Annotated in this window: 11 protein-coding genes; 9 read left to right on the forward strand and 2 right to left on the reverse strand. The window is 71.9% G+C overall.

Annotation, left to right across the window (positions count from 1 at the left end; translation table 11 throughout):
- Window positions 1-59 precede the first annotated feature (59 nt).
- From F8566_RS31205 to F8566_RS31225, 5 genes are read left to right on the forward strand one after another with little or no spacing between them, the layout of a single operon-like run.
- Window positions 60-3,422, forward strand: a complete 3,363-nt coding sequence (locus F8566_RS31205) for a DUF4132 domain-containing protein (protein ID WP_151565430.1) — start codon at window positions 60-62, stop codon at window positions 3,420-3,422.
- Entirely contained in the window at window positions 3,419-4,522 is a 1,104-nt protein-coding gene (locus tag F8566_RS31210; RefSeq protein WP_151565431.1) for an AAA family ATPase, read from the forward strand. Before F8566_RS31205 ends, F8566_RS31210 begins: the two co-directional genes overlap by 4 nt.
- The gene (locus tag F8566_RS31215; RefSeq protein WP_151565432.1) at window positions 4,522-6,789 is read left to right on the forward strand and encodes a DUF5682 family protein; all 2,268 of its coding nucleotides are present in this window, start codon (window positions 4,522-4,524) and stop codon (window positions 6,787-6,789) included. Before F8566_RS31210 ends, F8566_RS31215 begins: the two co-directional genes overlap by 1 nt.
- Window positions 6,786-7,958, forward strand: coding sequence for a VWA domain-containing protein (locus F8566_RS31220; protein WP_151565433.1), 1,173 nt, complete (start codon window positions 6,786-6,788; stop codon window positions 7,956-7,958). Before F8566_RS31215 ends, F8566_RS31220 begins: the two co-directional genes overlap by 4 nt.
- Complete coding sequence (locus tag F8566_RS31225) at window positions 7,955-9,937, forward strand: hypothetical protein (RefSeq protein ID WP_151565434.1); 1,983 nt, start codon at window positions 7,955-7,957, stop codon at window positions 9,935-9,937. Before F8566_RS31220 ends, F8566_RS31225 begins: the two co-directional genes overlap by 4 nt.
- 44 nt (window positions 9,938-9,981) lie before the next feature.
- Here F8566_RS31225 and F8566_RS31230 read toward each other — a convergent pair whose 3' ends face one another.
- Window positions 9,982-10,905, reverse strand: coding sequence for a HEAT repeat domain-containing protein (locus F8566_RS31230; protein WP_151565435.1), 924 nt, complete (start codon window positions 10,903-10,905; stop codon window positions 9,982-9,984).
- Between the two features lie 63 nt (window positions 10,906-10,968).
- Window positions 10,969-12,000: a LacI family DNA-binding transcriptional regulator gene (locus tag F8566_RS31235; protein WP_225993683.1), complete on the reverse strand. Its 1,032-nt coding sequence runs from the start codon at window positions 11,998-12,000 to the stop codon at window positions 10,969-10,971.
- Between the two features lie 147 nt (window positions 12,001-12,147).
- On the opposite strand from F8566_RS31235, the gene F8566_RS31240 reads away from it, so the two are divergent.
- The 4 genes from F8566_RS31240 to F8566_RS31255 all read left to right on the forward strand — a co-directional run bounded on the left by F8566_RS31240 (window position 12,148) and on the right by F8566_RS31255 (window position 16,198).
- Window positions 12,148-13,041 (forward strand): ABC transporter permease, encoded by an 894-nt coding sequence (locus tag F8566_RS31240; RefSeq protein ID WP_225993684.1) that lies wholly within the window; start codon window positions 12,148-12,150, stop codon window positions 13,039-13,041.
- Between the two features lie 62 nt (window positions 13,042-13,103).
- Window positions 13,104-14,123: an ABC transporter substrate-binding protein gene (locus tag F8566_RS31245; protein WP_151565437.1), complete on the forward strand. Its 1,020-nt coding sequence runs from the start codon at window positions 13,104-13,106 to the stop codon at window positions 14,121-14,123.
- A gap of 9 nt (window positions 14,124-14,132) precedes the next feature.
- Window positions 14,133-14,963: an ABC transporter ATP-binding protein gene (locus F8566_RS31250; protein WP_151565438.1), complete on the forward strand. Its 831-nt coding sequence runs from the start codon at window positions 14,133-14,135 to the stop codon at window positions 14,961-14,963.
- A gap of 80 nt (window positions 14,964-15,043) precedes the next feature.
- The gene (locus F8566_RS31255) at window positions 15,044-16,198 is read left to right on the forward strand and encodes a Gfo/Idh/MocA family protein (protein WP_151565439.1); all 1,155 of its coding nucleotides are present in this window, start codon (window positions 15,044-15,046) and stop codon (window positions 16,196-16,198) included.
- Window positions 16,199-16,294: the final 96 nt, after the last annotated feature.

The raw sequence follows: 16,294 nt of genomic DNA on the forward strand, positions 1-16,294 counted from the left end.
ATGTCTTGATCGCTCGTCTGCGGGCGGATTGTCGCATGACTCCTCTAACGTGAGGCGTCGTGATCGATCCTCGGTTCCATGATGAGAACGCGCTGGTCCTTCCCGAGACATGGCTGAAGCGACTGCATCCGCGGCGCGGGGGCGCCGTGATCACCGGGATCACGCCCGACCGGCGGGCGCCTGGGGTCGTCCGGGAGCGGGTGCGGCAGGCGGACGAGCATCTGGAGAGCACGCTCGCGCATCCGGGCAGCGATGCCACGCTCGTCCGGAAGGCGCGGGGGCATCTGGCCGGGAAGGCCGACCCGACCGGCGCGGCCGTCGTGACGGCGATCCTCCTCGCGCAGCCGGGGCGGAACCGCCAGCGGGAAGACGAGTGCAGACAGCATGTGGACGCCTGGGCGGTGGAGCACGGAGTGGCGTTCGCGGCCTGCGCGTTCGCGGAGCTGTCCGGGATCGTCACGGCGTGGAACGGCTGGGATCGCCAGGGCGACGTCCGTGATCTGGAAGTGCGTTACCGGCAGCCGGGCGAGCACCTCGACCGGTGGTGGGCCCGGTCTTCGGTCGCGCGGCGTATGCGGGCGCTGCTGGCCGTCGCGGAGGAGGAAGAATACGGCGACGCGGTGCGGCGGCTGGCCGGCCACCGGAACACCGACCTGCAGCGGGTCGTCGTCTCGTACCTGGTCCCCACCGAGGGCGACTGGGTGGACGAGTGCTGTGCCGCGCCACCGACCGGGGTGCACGAAAGCAGGATCAGGTGGATGTTGTGGTGTGCGCTCGGCAGGCCGGAGCAGATCGCGCTGCTCGGGCCGTGGGCATGGCTGACCCGGGACGCGGGCAGCCTGCTGGAGGTCCTGGTGTCGCTGGCCGAGGGAGTCGGGCCCGAAGCGCTCACGCCGCCGCTCGTGGAGGCCATCGATCGGACCTCGGCCACACACGATCTCAAGGTCCATCTCGAGGTGCTCGCCGCGATGCCCACGGACGAGGCGTTCACCGCGCTGGTGTCCCGCATCGAATGGAAACACGTCCAACCCTTCCTGCTCGAGGCGATGGGGCGTTTCCCTGTGCGGGCACTGAGGCTTCTGGTGCCGGAGGCTTCGGGCACGTCCAAGACGGCGGTCGCGATCAGTGACCTGCTGACCGGGCATCTGCTGGCTCATCCGGAGCTGAGGGCCTCCTTGCCGGGGCTTTCCGACGACGTTCGTGCCGTGGTGGAGCGGCTGACGAAGGAGTCCGAACGGATGGCGGAGGCTCCGGTCACGGCACTGCCGTCGCTGCTCGTCGAGCCGCCGTGGTCGCGGGAGGGCGAGGCGAAGGAGCCGGTCGTCGTGACCGGCCTCAGCGCTCCCTCGGAACCGGCTTTGGCATGGGCGGACGGCGAGCAGCAGGAGTGGGCGGACGTGGCGGTGCGTCCCGGACTCCCGAGCAGTGCGGGCTGGGAGGCGGACGTCCAGACGTTCCTGGACGGGAAGATGACTCTGTGGCTGGAGCCCCAGCTCTTCATCCACGGTCCCGAAGAGCTCGTCCGTCCGCTCCTTGCCGGATGGCAGTCGCAACAGCTGTGGCACGCCGACCGGTGGGTGAAGCCGCTGGCTGCCCGGTTCGGGTTGGCGGCCTTCCCGCACGCCCTGGCGGCGGCCGAGAAGAACCCCACGGGCAACGGTGCGCTCCTGCTCCCCTTCCTCGACGTCCGAGCGGCCGAAATGATGGCGGACTGGCTGGCCCGGCGCAAGTCGGCGCGGCCGATCGCCATGGCCTGGTTCGGGCGGCACGGAGCCGCGGCGGCGCGGCTCCTGATCCCGGCGGCGCTGGGAAAGCCGGGCAGGCAACAGCGCGCGGCCGAGGGGGCACTCCTGATGCTCGCCGCCAGGTCCGGCAGCGAGCAGATCCTCCAGGTCGCCAGCGAATACGGCGAGCAGGCGGCCGCGGCGATCGAGACGTTGCTGGACATCGATCCCCTCAGCCTCCTGCCGGACAAGATCCCCTCAGTCGGAGGCTGGGCCGATCCGGCGTTGCTGCCGCAGATCGTGCTGACGAACGGCGCGGGGGCGCTACCGCCGGACGCGACCAGGCATTTCCTCACCATGCTGGCCATGTCCAAGCCCAGCGAGGTCTACGCGGGGGTGGCGGCGGTCAAGGAAGTCTGCACACCCGAGTCTCTCGCCGCGTTCTCCTGGGGGCTCTTCCAGCGATGGCAGATGGCCGGTGCCCCGTCGCCGGACGGCTGGGCGTTGTCGCAGCTCGGCTGGCTGGGCGACGACGAGACCGTACGCCGCCTTACGCCACTGATCAGGGCCTGGCCCGGGGAGGGCGGCCACAAGAAAGCCGTCGCCGGCCTGGACGCGCTCGCCGAGATCGGCACCGACGTGGCCCTCATGCACCTGCACGGCATCGCCCAGAAGGTCAAGTTCAAGGGCCTCAAGACCAAGGCCCAGGAGAAGATCAAGGAGGTCGCCGCCGGGCTGGGGCTGAGCCCCGAGCAGCTCGCCGACCGCCTGGTCCCCGACTTCGGCCTGGATCACGACGGCGCCATGACGCTCGACTACGGCCCGCGCAGCTTCCGGGTCGGCTTCGACGAGCAGCTCAAGCCATATGTGACCGACGAGGACGGCAAACCGCGCAAGGCCCTCCCCAAACCCGGAGCCAAGGACGACCCCGATCTCGCTCCGGCCTCGTACAAGGCGTTCTCCACGCTCAAGAAGGACGTCCGCACCGTCGCGGCCGACCAGATCAGCCGGCTGGAGTCGGCCATGGTCACCCGGCGCCGCTGGTCCGCCACCGAGTTCCACGACTTCTTCGCCACCCATCCGCTTCTCTGGCACATCGCCCGGCGCGTGGTCTGGCTGTGCGAGGACGGCGGCAAGAGCACCGCGTTCCGGCTCGCCGAGGACCGGACGCTCGCCGACGTCGCGGACGACGTCCTGACCCTGCCCGAGTCGGCGCAGATCGGCATCGCACATCCGCTGGACCTCGGCGAGGACGTGGACGCCTGGTCGGAGTCGTTCGCCGACTACGAGATCCTCCAGCCGTTCCCCCAGCTCGGCCGGTCCGTGCACGCGCTGACCGACGAGGAGCGGGCGAGCGGGCGGCTGACGCGCTTCGAGGGGCTCACCGTCCCGTTCGGCAAGGTCCTCGGGCTGGTGAAGCGCGGCTGGGAACGCGGCACGCCACTGGACGCGGGCATCGAACCGTGGATCTCGCGCCAGGTCTCCGCCGACCGCCACGTCGTGATCGATCTGGACCCGGGCCTCGCGGTCGGCATGCTCGACGAGTTCCCCGAGCAGAAGCTCACGTACGTCTGGCTCAGCAGCCGGCCCGACGACTACTACCCGCGCGAGGGCACACCGCACACGTTCGCCGAGCTCGACCCGGTGACCGCCTCCGAGATCCTTACCGACCTGATCAGCCTGGACGGGAATCCATGACCGACACTGCCACCGCCGAAGACAAGTTGCAGCGGCCGCCCGCGGAGGTGCGGTTCGCGGAGGAGCTGGCGCGGCTGCGCGCGGATGACGACGCGCCGCGGCCGCCCGGCTGGGCGCTGAGCCTGGAGGCGGCGCGGCGGTTCATCGTCGGGGACGAGACGCGCGGCATCCGGCGCAAGTTCGTCGGCGACCCGTCGCTGATCGACCGGGCGCTGGTCACGCTGGCGACGAGCCGGGGGCTGATGCTGGTCGGCGAGCCCGGCACCGCCAAGTCGCTGCTCTCGGAGCTGATCGCGGCGGCCGTCAGCGGGGACTCGACGTTGACGATCCAGGGCGGGGCCGCCACCACCGAAGACCAGATCAAGTACTCCTGGAACTACGCCCTGCTGGTGTCGGAGGGCCCGTCGCCCCGGTCGCTGGTGCCCGCGCCGATGCTGAACGGGATGGCCGGGGGCAAGATCGTGCGATTCGAGGAGATCACGCGCTGCCCGCTCGAGGTCCAGGACTCGCTCCTGTCCCTGCTGTCGGAACGGGTGCTGGCCGTGCCGGAGCTCACCGGCGCGGACTCGATGGTCTTCGCCCGCGAGGGCTTCAACGTCATCGCGACCGCCAACACCCGGGACCGCGGCGTGAACGAGATGAGCGCCGCGCTCAAGCGGCGCTTCAACTTCGAGACGGTCTTCCCGATCGCCGACTTCGCGACCGAGCTCGGCCTGGTGGAGGCCGAGGCGAGCGCGCTGCTCGAACGGTCCGGAGTGACGGCCCCGCCGAGCCGGGACGTGCTGGAGGTGCTGGTCACCACGTTCCGCGAGCTGCGTTCGGGAATGACCGAGCGCGGCGAGACGATGGAACGGCTGTCCACGGTCATGAGCACCGCGGAGGCCGTCTCGGTGGCGCACGCCATCGGGGTCCGCGGCTGGTTCCTGCGCGGCGAGCAGGGCACGCCCGCCGACATCGTCGAATGCCTCGCGGGCACCGCCGCCAAGGACAACGCGGAGGACCTCGCCCGGCTGCGGCGCTATCTGGAGCAGCAGGCGCCACGGCGCAGGGGCGCCCAGTGGAAGGCTCTGCACGACGCCCGGCACCTGCTTCCCGGCTGATGACGGTCACCTTCGTCGGCGTACGGCACCACAGCCCGGCCTGCGCACGGCTCGTCCGGCGGACGATCGAGCGGCTGCGCCCGGCCTACGTGCTGATCGAGGGCCCCGCCGACTTCAGCGAACGGCTGGACGAGCTGGCCCTCGGCCACGAGCTGCCGGTGGCGATCTTCAGCCATTACCGGGACGGGGACCGGTCGCACCTCTCGTGGACCCCGTTCTGCGACTACTCGCCCGAGTGGGTCGCGCTGACCTCGGGGCGGGCGGCCGGCGCGGACGTGCGGTTCATCGACCTGCCCGCCTGGCATCCGGCCTTCGCCGACCGGCGCAATCGCTACGCCGACGCGGAGCAGCGCTATGCCAAGGTCATGGAACGGCTGTGCCATCGCTTCGCGGTCGACAACGTGGACGCGCTCTGGGATCACATGGTCGAGGTCGAGCCCGATGACCGGCTCGAAGAACGGCTCGCGACCTACTTCGATCTGATTCGCGGCGAGTCCGGTGCCGGGGAGGACGACAGCGCCCGCGAGGCGTACATGGCGCGCTGGATCCGCGCGGCGGTCAGCAAGGCAGGTGAACCGCCCGTCGTGGTGGTGACAGGCGGCTTCCACCGCCCTGCCCTCCAAGCCATGGTGGACAACGGCAAGGCGGCGGACGGAGACGGCTGGCCGGAGGTGCCGTCGCCCCCTGATGGCGCCTCCGGCGGCAGCTATCTCGTGCCGTACTCGTTCCGGCGCCTCGACTCGTTCACCGGCTACCAGTCGGGGATGCCCTCGCCCGAGTACTACCAGCGCCTCTGGGAGAGCGGCGCGAAGGGCGCCGCCGAAGGGCTCATCGAGGCCGTCGTGTCGCGGCTCCGCAAACGCAAGCAGGCGGTCTCCACGGCCGACCTCATCGCCGCCCGCACCCTCACCGACGGGCTGGCCAGGCTTCGCGGCCACAGTCGGCCATCGCGCACGGACCTGCTCGACGGGCTGGTCGCCGCGCTCGTTTCGGACGACCTCGAAGAGCCGCTGCCGTGGACGTCCCGCGGGCCGCTGTCGCCCCGCGCCCACCCGGTGGTGGCCGAGATGGTCGCCGCGCTGAGCGGTGGCCGGGTCGGCCGCCTGCACCCCGAAACCCCGGCGCCGCCGCTCGTGCACGACGTCACCGCCGAGCTCGAACGGCTGAGGCTCGACCGGGACGGCACGGTCACGCTGAAGCTCACCGAGCCTCGTGACCTTGCGCGGAGCCGTGCCCTGCATCGGCTGCGCGTCCTGCGGATCCCCGGTGCCGAACGGGACTCGGGCCCGTCGACCGGCGTGGATCCCGTCCTGCGGGAGCAATGGACGCTCTCCCACGACGACGACACGCGGCTCTCCGCCCTGATCGAGGCCGGGGCGTACGGGGCGACGCTGGCCGACGCCGCGACCGCCGTCCTGGAAGAGCGCACGCTCGCGGCGGGCCCGGACGTCGGGCTGCTCGGCGACGTGCTCTTCGACGCCGCGCTCTGCGGCGCCACCGAGCTCTCGGACACGATCGGCGAGGCCATCGCGGCGGGCATCACGGGCGCGGCCGATGTGGCGGCCCTGGGCCGGGTGCTCGCCACGGTGCTCGGCCTGTGGCGGCACGACCGGCTGCTCGGCACGGCGCGCAGCCCGCTGTTCGGGACCGTGATCGAGGGTTGCGTCACGCGGCTGCTCTGGCTGGTGGAGGGCGTCCGGGGCGGGCCCGCGCCCGCCGACCTCGACCGGCTCGCCGCCCTGGCCGCGACGCGGGACGCCCTGATCCACGCCGGCGGCGCGCTCGGTCTCGACCGGCGGTCCGCGCTCGGCGTCGCCGGCCGTGTCAGCGCCGATCACGGCGTGCCGCCGGATCTGCGCGGCGCCGCGTTCGGCCTCTGCTGGGCGCTGGGTGAGGAAGGCGATCCGGTCCGGGCCGTCCGGGGCGCGGCGGGTCCGCGGACGCTCGGCGACTGGCTGGCCGGGCTCTTCGCCCTCGCGCGTGACGAGGTGCTGAGCGAGCCCGGCGTGATGGCGGTGCTGGACGAACTTGTCGCCGAACTGGGTGAGGCGGACTTCCTGATCGCCCTGCCCGCACTCCGCCAGGCGTTCGAGTTCTTCCCGCCACGGGAGCGCGAGGCCATCGCCAAGGGGCTGCTGGAGCGGCGTGGTTCGCGTGCCTCGGGCCGCACGCTGCTGCGTGCCCCGGCCGACCCGATACTGATAGCCGAGGCCAGGGCGTTGGAGGAGAAGGTGGACCGGCTGCTCGCCGCGGAGGGCCTGACATGACGACCGATCCCGGGCTCGAACGCTGGCGGCTCATCCTGGGCGCGCCCGCCGAAGGCCACTGCGGAGGGCTGGCGGGCGAGGCCGCCGAGCAGGGCCGGGCCCTCGACTGGCTCTACGGCCGCGGCGATCCGGAGCTGACCAGGCGCGGGGTGCGCCGCGGCGGCGTGCGTGGAGGCGACGGGACCGGCGAACCCGACGGCTCTGGTCGCGAGGGCGGCACCGGACCCTCCGTCCTGACCACCGTCGACTGGCTGGACGAGGTGCACCGGCTGTTCCCCAAGGAGACCATCGAACGGCTGGAGCGCGACGCCGTCGAACGCTACGAGATCCTCGACGTCGTCACCGACCCGGCGGTGCTGGAGCGCATCGAGCCCAACCCGACGTTGCTGCGCGCCGTCCTGCGCACCAAGCACCTGATGAACCCCGAGGTCCTCGCGCTCGCCCGCCGCATCGTCGAGGCCGTGGTCCGCGAGCTGACCGAGAAGCTGGCCACCGAGATCCGGCAGGCGTTCTCCGGGACCCGCTCGCGCCGTCCCAGCCGCTTCAAGCAGGCCCGCAACTTCGACTTCCGCCGGACGATCCGCGCCAACCTCGGCAACTACCGGCCGGACGAACGCCGCGTCTACATCGAGGAGCCGCACTTCGTCTCGCGCACGCGGCGCCACCTGGACAAGTGGCAGCTCATCCTGCTCGTCGACCAGTCCGGGTCCATGGTCGGCTCGGTCATCCACTCGGCCGTGACCGCCGCCTGCCTGTGGAGCCTGCCCGGTCTCAAGACCCACCTCGTCGCGTTCGACACCGACGTGGTCGACCTGACGTCCGACGTCACCGACCCCGTCGAGCTGCTGATGAAGGTGCAGCTGGGCGGCGGCACCGACATCGCGCGGGCGGTCGGCTACGGCGCCACGCTGATCGAGAACCCGCGCCGCACGATCTTCGTGGTGATCAGCGACTTCTACGAGGGCGGCCACGAGGAGACCCTCGTCCGGTCCGTGCGGGAGCTCGCGCAGCAGGGCACGCAGGTGCTCGGCCTGGCGGCGCTCGACGAGGAGGCCGAGCCCGAGTTCGACCGGGCGATGGCCCAGCGGCTGGCCGATGCCGGAGCCCATGTCGGCGCGATGACGCCGGGCCGGCTGGCCGAGTTCGTGGCGGAGAGGATCGGCCGGTGACCCGTTCGGACCTGCTGGCCCTCACCCCCGACTCGCTGGCCGCGCTGGCCAACCGCGGCCTGGTCAAACGCGCCACCAAGGACGTGGAGTCGGGCGGCGGCCCGGACCTGGTCGTCGAGGCCGACGGCACCGTGCGCGGCCGCCTGCCCGACGGCACCGAGACCGTCCTCCCCGCGGGCGCCGGGCTCGAGGCCGCCTCCTGCACCTGCGCGGCCACCGGCACCTGCCGGCACCGGATCGCCGTCGTCCTCACCTACCAGCGCGACCACGCCGCACAGCCGGAGGCCGCGTCACAGGACACGGCGTCACAGGATGCGGCGTCGCCCGAGCCCGGCGACGAGCTCGTGCACTGGTCACCGGGCACGATCGATGACGACGCTCTCGCCCGCGTGCTGGGCCCGCGCGTGCTCACGGCGGCCCGGCGGACGCACCGCGCGGGTTACACCGCGCGGATCCACCGGCCCAACGCCGCCGACCCGGTGCCACGCGTCGAGCTGCCCACCTGCATCGTGCGGTTCCTGGTGCCGGGCGAGCTGGGCTACGCCCACACCGACGCCGCACCCTCGATGCGCGATGAGGCCATCGTGCTCGCCGTCTGGGCCTTCCGCGTAGCCGACGAGCGCGGCCTCACCGCCAACGACGTCAGGGTCGACGTGGGAGGCAAGTCCGGCGGTCATCAGGCGGACCTGGCCGAGACCCTCGACCTGGCCGGGGAACTGCTTCTCGACGGCGCCATGCACACCAGCCCCGTGCTGGTCAGCGCCCTGCGGCGCGCGGGCCAGGACCTCGCCGCCCAGAACCTCTACTGGCCTGCCGCCGCGGCCGGCGACCTCATGGAGCAGCTCACCGCGTACAGCGAACGCCACGCGGTGTACCAGGCCGAACGCCTCGCGGAGCTGATCACCGAGCTGTATGCCCGCCACCGCGCGAGCCGGGCCGGTGCCGCGAGCCCGCGTTCCCAGATCCTGGGCACCGACGAGTCGGCCGACACCCCGCTCCGCCGCGTCCGGCTCACGGCGCTCGGCTGCCGCATCGGCGGCACCGACGACGAGCGCACGGCCGACGTCTATCTCGCCCAGGCAGGCTCCGGCATCGTCCTGGTGCTGAAACGCCGGTGGAAGGCGACCGTGACCGGACACGTCCTCGGCGGGCGCCGCATCTCCGGCTCGCCGCTCCGGACGCTCGCCACCGCCAACGTCGTCTCCGAGGCGGCGTCCCGCAGCGCCGGTCGCGTCGTCAGGCTCGGCACCGGCCGCGTCGCCAAGACCACGATCACCCCGCTCGGCGCGTCCTGGGAGGACCTTCCCGGCTCGATCCTGGTCCGGGACCTGCGGCAGGCCGGCGAGGCGCTGAGCCTCCTCCCACCGCGCCTCATCCGCCCCCGCGTCGAGGCCGAGCTCGTCCGCGTCGTCGAGATCGCCGAGGTGTGCGACATCGGCTACCACCCCGGCGACCAGCGCATCGAGGCCACGATCGCGGACGCCGCCGGAACGACCGCGACCGTGTCGGCCACGTTCAACCCCTACGCCCCGGGCGCGCTGGACGACCTCGCCGCCGCGCTCGGCCGCGAGCCCCGCTACGTCAGCGGCACACTTCGCCGGTCACGGGGCGCTCTCGTCCTCGACCCGATCGCGGTGCTGACCGCCGACGGCGCCACCGTGCCCGACCTCGCCCCCGGCGAGGGCGAAGGTGATCTGGACGCGCACGCCGGGCCGCGTGCGGACCGGCTGGGCGAGGTGCTCGACGCGGCACTCGCCGCGTGTGCCGACGCCGCCCACCGCGGCCTCCGGCACCTGACGCCCACCGCCCGCGCGCGCCTTGACCGGGCCGCCGCCGACCTCGACCGGACCGGGTTCCGCTCGGCCGCCGCCCTGCTCACCGACCTCGGCCACGCCCTCGGCGCCGGCGATCCCCAGCGCATGATCGACGCATGGGTCGCCGCCCAGCTCCGCCTCCTCACCACGGCCGAGCTCCGCTGACCGCCCGCAGCGTCGTGCCGGAACGACGGCGGCCCGCGTGAGGGTCAGACCTCCAGGACGCCGCGCGGGTGGCCGTGCTCGCGGCCGCACACGGTGAGGGCGAGCACGCCGTGCCCTTCGACCCGCGTATGAGGGCCGAGGGCGCCGGGGTCCACCGAGGCCCGCGCGGCGACCGTGCGGGCGTCGCAGACCTCGCCGTCGGGGGGCACGTGCTCGTGGGGGAGGAGCAGGCCCTCCTCGGCGGGCTGCGGGCGGCCGATCTGGTCGTCGGGATCGAACGCGTCGTAGTAACGCTGGATCTCGCCGTTCGCCGCGACGATCCACGCGGTCCAGCCGTCGCCGCAGCCCGTTCCGTACCAGTGGACGGTGCCGAACCGCAGGCTGAGCGCGGCGGCCCGCGCCAGCATGGTGTCGCGGAGCCTCTCCTCGTAGGCGACGTCCCCGCCGGGGCCGATGCGGTGGTGGTCGTCGGACGGCGCGCCGAACACCAGGGTCCAGCCGTCCAGCACGGGACTCACATGGACACGTGAACACCCCTGGTGCTCCGCGCCCGGGGAGGCGCGCTCGTGGTGGTCGTGATTCCATGCACGGCCGCCGAGGCGCATGGTGACCGGCTCCGGATCGCCGAGGCCGAACGCGTCCAGGACGGCGGCCTGGTCACCGGTGGGCAGCGCGAACCAGGAGCCGCACACGTGCATCGGCGCGGGCACCTCGGCGGGGATCTTGAAACGGATGAGCCGCCGGATGACGGCGCGGTCATGGCCGTCCAGGGCGTCCGGACCGCCGACGGCGAGCAGCGCGGTCAGCGCGTGGCGGCGCGCGCGACCGCGGCCCGTCCGGCGGGCGTCGCGGAGGAGCGGCAGGACGATGTCGGGGCTGAGCGTCCGCAGTGCCCACACCGCACCGCGCCGGACGTCCGCGTCAGGGTCCTGCACCAGTTCGACGAGCTCGGGAGCCTCGATTTCCACGCCGGGAACGTAACAGTCGGCGCTGACAAAATCTGGCGCTGACCAAAATCCGGTGGAACTGGCTCACAGGGGCGCGGTGCTGGCGCGCAGGACGACCTCGCCGGTGATGCGCTCGACGCGGCTGCGGTGGCCGCGCGGCTCGCGGAGGGCGAGCTTGGTGACGCGTTCCCCCATCTCGTCGAGGGGGAGTGCCACCGTGGTGAGCGGGGGAGTGAGGTCGCCGACGATCGGTATGTCGTCGAAGCCCGCCAGGGAGATGTCGTGCGGCACGTCCAGCCCGCCTTCGCGGAAGGCGGTGAGCGCGCCGATGGCCATCACGTCGGTGACGGCGAACACGCAGGTCGGGCGGAGTCCGCGGCGCATCAGCTCGGTGGCGGCGGCGTGGCCGCCGTCGCGGGTGAAGGCCGCCTCGATGACCCGCTCCGGGCCCAGGGACACTCCCGCCTCCGTGAGGGCGTCGCGAAACCCGGCGAGGCGGTCTGACACGGTCGTCAGGGAGAGCGGCCCCGTCAGCACCGCGAAGTCGCGGTGGCCGAGGTCCAGGAGCGCGCGGGCGAGGGCGGCGGCGCCCTCGCGGTTCTCCGGCACCACGGCGTCCACCTTGAGGCTGCGGTGGCGGCTGACCACCGCGACCCGGCCGCCCGCGCGCTGGTACGGGTCGAGCTCGGCGGCCATCGACCGTTCCCAGCCGCGGTCCTCGAAGCCGGAGCCGATCAGCAGGATGGCGCGGGCCCGCTGGGCCCGGAGCATGGCGATGTACTCGACCTCGCGGGCCGGATCGCGGTTGGTGCTGGCGAGCATGACCAGCTGCCCGTGCTCGGCGGCGGCGCGCATCACGCCGCGGGCGATCGCCGCGAAGTAGGGGTCGCTGACGTCGTGGCATATGACGCCGAGGGCCTGCCTGGACGCGCCCGCGAGTGCCTGCGCGTGGGCGTTGGGGGTGTAGGCGAGCTCCGCGGCGGCGGCGAGCACGCGTTCACGCAGATCGGCCCGTACCTGGGAGGTGCCGTTGAGCACGCGCGACGCGGTGGCGAGCGACACCTCCGCCTGCCGTGCCACGTCCTGGAGCGTCACATGCGCCCGTTCACCCGCCACTAGGCCCTCCCCGACCCGGCCATCCCACAGTCCCTGGTCGCCACCCGAAGCCCGGTCCCACTGCAAGTAGCTCGCATATTCGCCTTGGGCTGACCCCTTGACCGTGCCAGGAGGCGTCCATATCGTACAACAGAAAGCGCTTTCTGAATGCGCTTTCTGAGCCCGCCGATGGAGGTGCTCGTGGTGAGTCAGGGCACGGTTTCCGAGGTGCCGGTGGCCGGAGTCGCCGAACGGACGAGACCCGGTCCGGGCGACCGGCTGCGGGACGGACTGGAACGGTCGTGGCGGCCGGTGGCGCTGCTCGCCGCCTGCCTGGCCGCGTGGTGGGCCGTCACCGCGGCCGAGCTGGTCAAGCCCTATCTGGTGCCGTCACCCGGACGAACGCTCGACGTCTTCGCTGAGAAATGGGACTACATCTGGCAGCACACCTGGGTGACGACGTACGAGACGTTGCTCGGCTTCGCGCTCGCGGTGGCGTTCGGGGTGCTCGCCGCCGTCGTCATGGTCTACTCCTCGACGGTGGAGAAGACCCTCTATCCGATCCTGCTCTTCGCACAGGTCATCCCCAAGATCGCGATCGCGCCGCTCTTCGTGGTGTGGCTGGGCTTCGGCATGACGCCCAAGGTCTTCGTCGCGGTCCTCATCTCGTTCTTCCCCGTCGTCATCGCGATGGTCACCGGCCTCAAGGCCGTCGACCCCGAGATGCTCGAACTGTCGGCGACGATGGGCGCCGGCTCGCTCGCCACCTTCCTCAAGATCCGTTTCCCGGCGTCGCTGCCGTACCTGTTCTCGGGGCTGAAGGTCGCGGTGACGCTCGCGGTCACGGGCGCCGTCGTCGGCGAGTTCGTCGGCGCGAACGAGGGCCTCGGCTACGTGATCCTCCAGGCCAACGGCAACCTCGACACCCCCATGTTGTTCGCCGGGCTGCTGGTCATGTCGGCCATCGGCGTCGTGCTGTTCGTCCTCGTCGAGCTGGCCGAGGCGCTGCTCATCCCCTGGCACGCCAGCCGCCGCGGCTCGGCCGTCACCACCACCTACTGATACCGAGCACCCACTGATCCCGAGCAGACGTACCGACCCCTGAGACCGGAGGTCCACCCCCCATGAGACTCCGCAGATCAGCCGCCGTCCTCGTCCCGCTCCTCCTGGCCACCGCCGCGTGCGGCGGGGACGACTCGGGCAAGACCAAGAGCGCGTCCGGCAAGGAACTCGACAAGGTCACGCTGACGCTCAACTGGTACCCCTACGGCGAGCACGCCCCGTTCTACTACGGCAAGAAGCAGGGCATCTACGAGAAGCACGGCATCGCCATCGACATCAAGGCCGGCCAGGGCTCGCAGAAGACGGTGCAGGCGACCGGCGCGGGCCAGACCGACTTCGGCTGGGCGGACACGCCGCCGCTCATGGCGGGCGTCGGCCAGGGACTGCCGGTCAAGAGCCTCGGCGTGTTCCTGCAGACGACCCCCGTCTCGGTGCAGTCGTTCACCAGCAAGGCCATCAAGACGCCGGCCGACCTCAAGGGCAAGCGCATCGCCTCTACCGCCGGTGACGCGCCGTCGAAGACGTTCCCGGTGTTCCTGAAGAAGAACGGCCTCACCGAGACCGACGTGCGTATCCAGAACACCGACCCGGCGGGGAAGATGGCCGCGGTGATGTCCGGCCAGGTCGACGCGCTCATCGGCTACGCCAACGACCAGGGCCCGACCATGCAGAACAAGTCGGGCAAGCCCGTGTCGTACCTGCGCTTCTCCTCGTTCGGGCTGAGCTACTACTCCAACGGCCTCATCGTCGGCGAGCGCAAGCTGAAGAGCTCGCCCGACCTGGCCAAGCGCATGTTCGCGGCGACCAGCGAGGCCTGGACCGCGGCCGAGAAGGACCCGGCCGGCGCCGTCGCGTCCATGCAGGGCGCCTCCGCGCAGCTGCCGCCGCCCAACGTCCTCACCGACCAGTTCAAGACGACGGTCACGCTGCTCCACACCGCCGCCACCAAGGGCAAGGCCCCCGGCGTCAACACCGCCGCCGACTGGACGCAGACCATCAATCTCTTCGCCCAGACCGGCGTGATCGGCAAGGCGGAGGCACCCGAGAAGTACTGGGCCTCGGACATGGCCCCGCAAGGCTGACGGAGGGCCGTGGAGATCACCAGCGAGGACAGGGCCGAGGCGAGGACCGGGCGCGCGGGCGAAGGGACCGACGCGGCGGTGCGGATCGAGGATGTCGCGGTCCGGTTCCGGACGAAGAAGCGTGACGTGACGGCACTGCGCGAGGTGTCGCTGGACGTCGGCATGGGCGAGTTCGTGGCGATCGTCGGCCCGTCGGGCTGCGGCAAGTCGACGCTGCTGAAACTGGTGGCCGGCTTGCTCAAGCCGTCCGGCGGCGGGGTCTGGCTCCGCGGCGAGAAGGTCGCCGGCCCGCGGCGCGACATCGGCTATGTGTTCCAGCGGGCCGCGCTGCTCGAATGGCGGACCGCCCGGCGCAACATCCTGCTCCAGGCCGAGATGCGGCGCATGCCCGCCGGGCAGGCGCGGGAGCGGGCGGACAAGCTGATCGAGATGACCGGGCTGCGCGGGTTCGAGGACGCGCACCCACACGAGCTGTCGGGCGGCATGCAGCAGCGGGTGGCGCTGTGCCGGGCGCTGCTGCACGAGCCGCCGGTGCTGCTCATGGACGAGCCGTTCGGCGCGCTGGACGCCCTCACCCGCGAGCAGATGAACGTCGAGCTCAACCGCATCTGGCGGGAGACCGGGACGACGGTCCTGCTGGTCACCCACTCGATCGCGGAGGCGGTCTATCTCGCCGACCGGGTGGTGGTCATGACGCCGCGGCCGGGCACCGTCGAGGAGATCATCGACGTTGGCCTGCCGCCCGAACGGGACTACGCCGCGACCATGGCGCGGCCCGAGTTCGCGCGCGCCACGCGGCGCATCCGGGACCTGCTCGGTGCCGGCTCCGCGCACGACTGACGGCGCCGTGCACGACCAACGGCGCCATGCACGACCAACGGCTCTTCTCGGGACGGGTTTCTCTGGAGTGAAGGGGATTCATGGGGACGGAACGCAGGTCCGTCGGCGTGGTCATGAACGGCGTGACCGGACGGATGGGATACCGCCAGCATCTGCTCCGGTCGATTCTGGCCATCCGCGAGGAGGGCGGGCTGCCGCTCGCGGACGGGACCGTGCTGTGGCCCGAGCCGATTCTGGTCGGCCGCACCGCCGGCAAACTCCAGGCCCTCGCCGAACGGCACGGGCTCACCGAGTGGACCACCGACCTGGCCGAGGCGCTGGACCGCCCCGGAGTGGAGATCTACTTCGACACGCAGATCACCGGCGCCCGGACCGGGGCGATCCGGGCGGCGATCGCCGCCGGCAAGCACATCTACACCGAGAAGCCGCTGGCCGATGACCTGTCCGGCGCGCTGGAGCTGGCCCGGCTGGCCGACGAAGCGGGGATCAAGCACGGCGTCGTCCAGGACAAGCTGTTCCTGCCCGGTCTGCGCAAGCTGCGGCGGCTGGTGGAAGGCGGCTTCTTCGGGCAGATCCTGTCGGTGCGGGGCGAGTTCGGCTACTGGGTCTTCGAGGGCGACTGGCAGGAGGCACAGCGGCCGAGCTGGAACTACCGGGCCGAGGACGGCGGCGGCATCATCGCCGACATGTTCTGCCACTGGCGGTACGTGCTCGACGAGATCGTGGCGCCGGTGCGGTCGGTGCAGTGCCTTGGCGCCACCCATATCCCCGGACGGGTGGACGAGGACGGCAAACCCTACGAGGCCACGGCCGACGACGCGGCGTACGGCATCTTCGAGCTGGACGGCGGCATCGTCGCGCAGATCAACTCGTCGTGGGCGACCCGCGTCTTCCGCGACGAGCTGGTGGAGTTCCAGGTGGACGGCACCGAGGGCAGCGCCGTCGCCGGCCTGCGCCGCTGCCGTGTCCAGCACCGTTCGATGACGCCCAAGCCGGTCTGGAACCCCGACTTGCCCGCCACCGAGGACTTCCGCGGGCAGTGGCAGGAGGTGCCCGACAACGCCGAGTACGGCAACGGGTTCAAGGTCCAGTGGGAGGCGTTCCTGCGGCACGTGGCCGAGGACGCCCCGTTCAAATGGGACTTCCACGCCGGAGCACGCGGCGTCCAACTAGCCGAGCTGGGGCTGCGCGCCTGGCGCGAGGGCCGCCGCCTAGAGGTCCCGGAGCTGACGTGACCGTGCGCATCGCGGCGCACGGCGCCTGAGTCATCGGGGTTCCATCGAAGATTCATCGGGGTTTCCATCGGGGTCTAGTGAGAAAGCGCTTTCAAT

The sequence above is a fragment of the Actinomadura rudentiformis genome (genome assembly GCF_008923185.1).
Lineage (GTDB): Bacteria > Actinomycetota > Actinomycetes > Streptosporangiales > Streptosporangiaceae > Spirillospora > Spirillospora rudentiformis.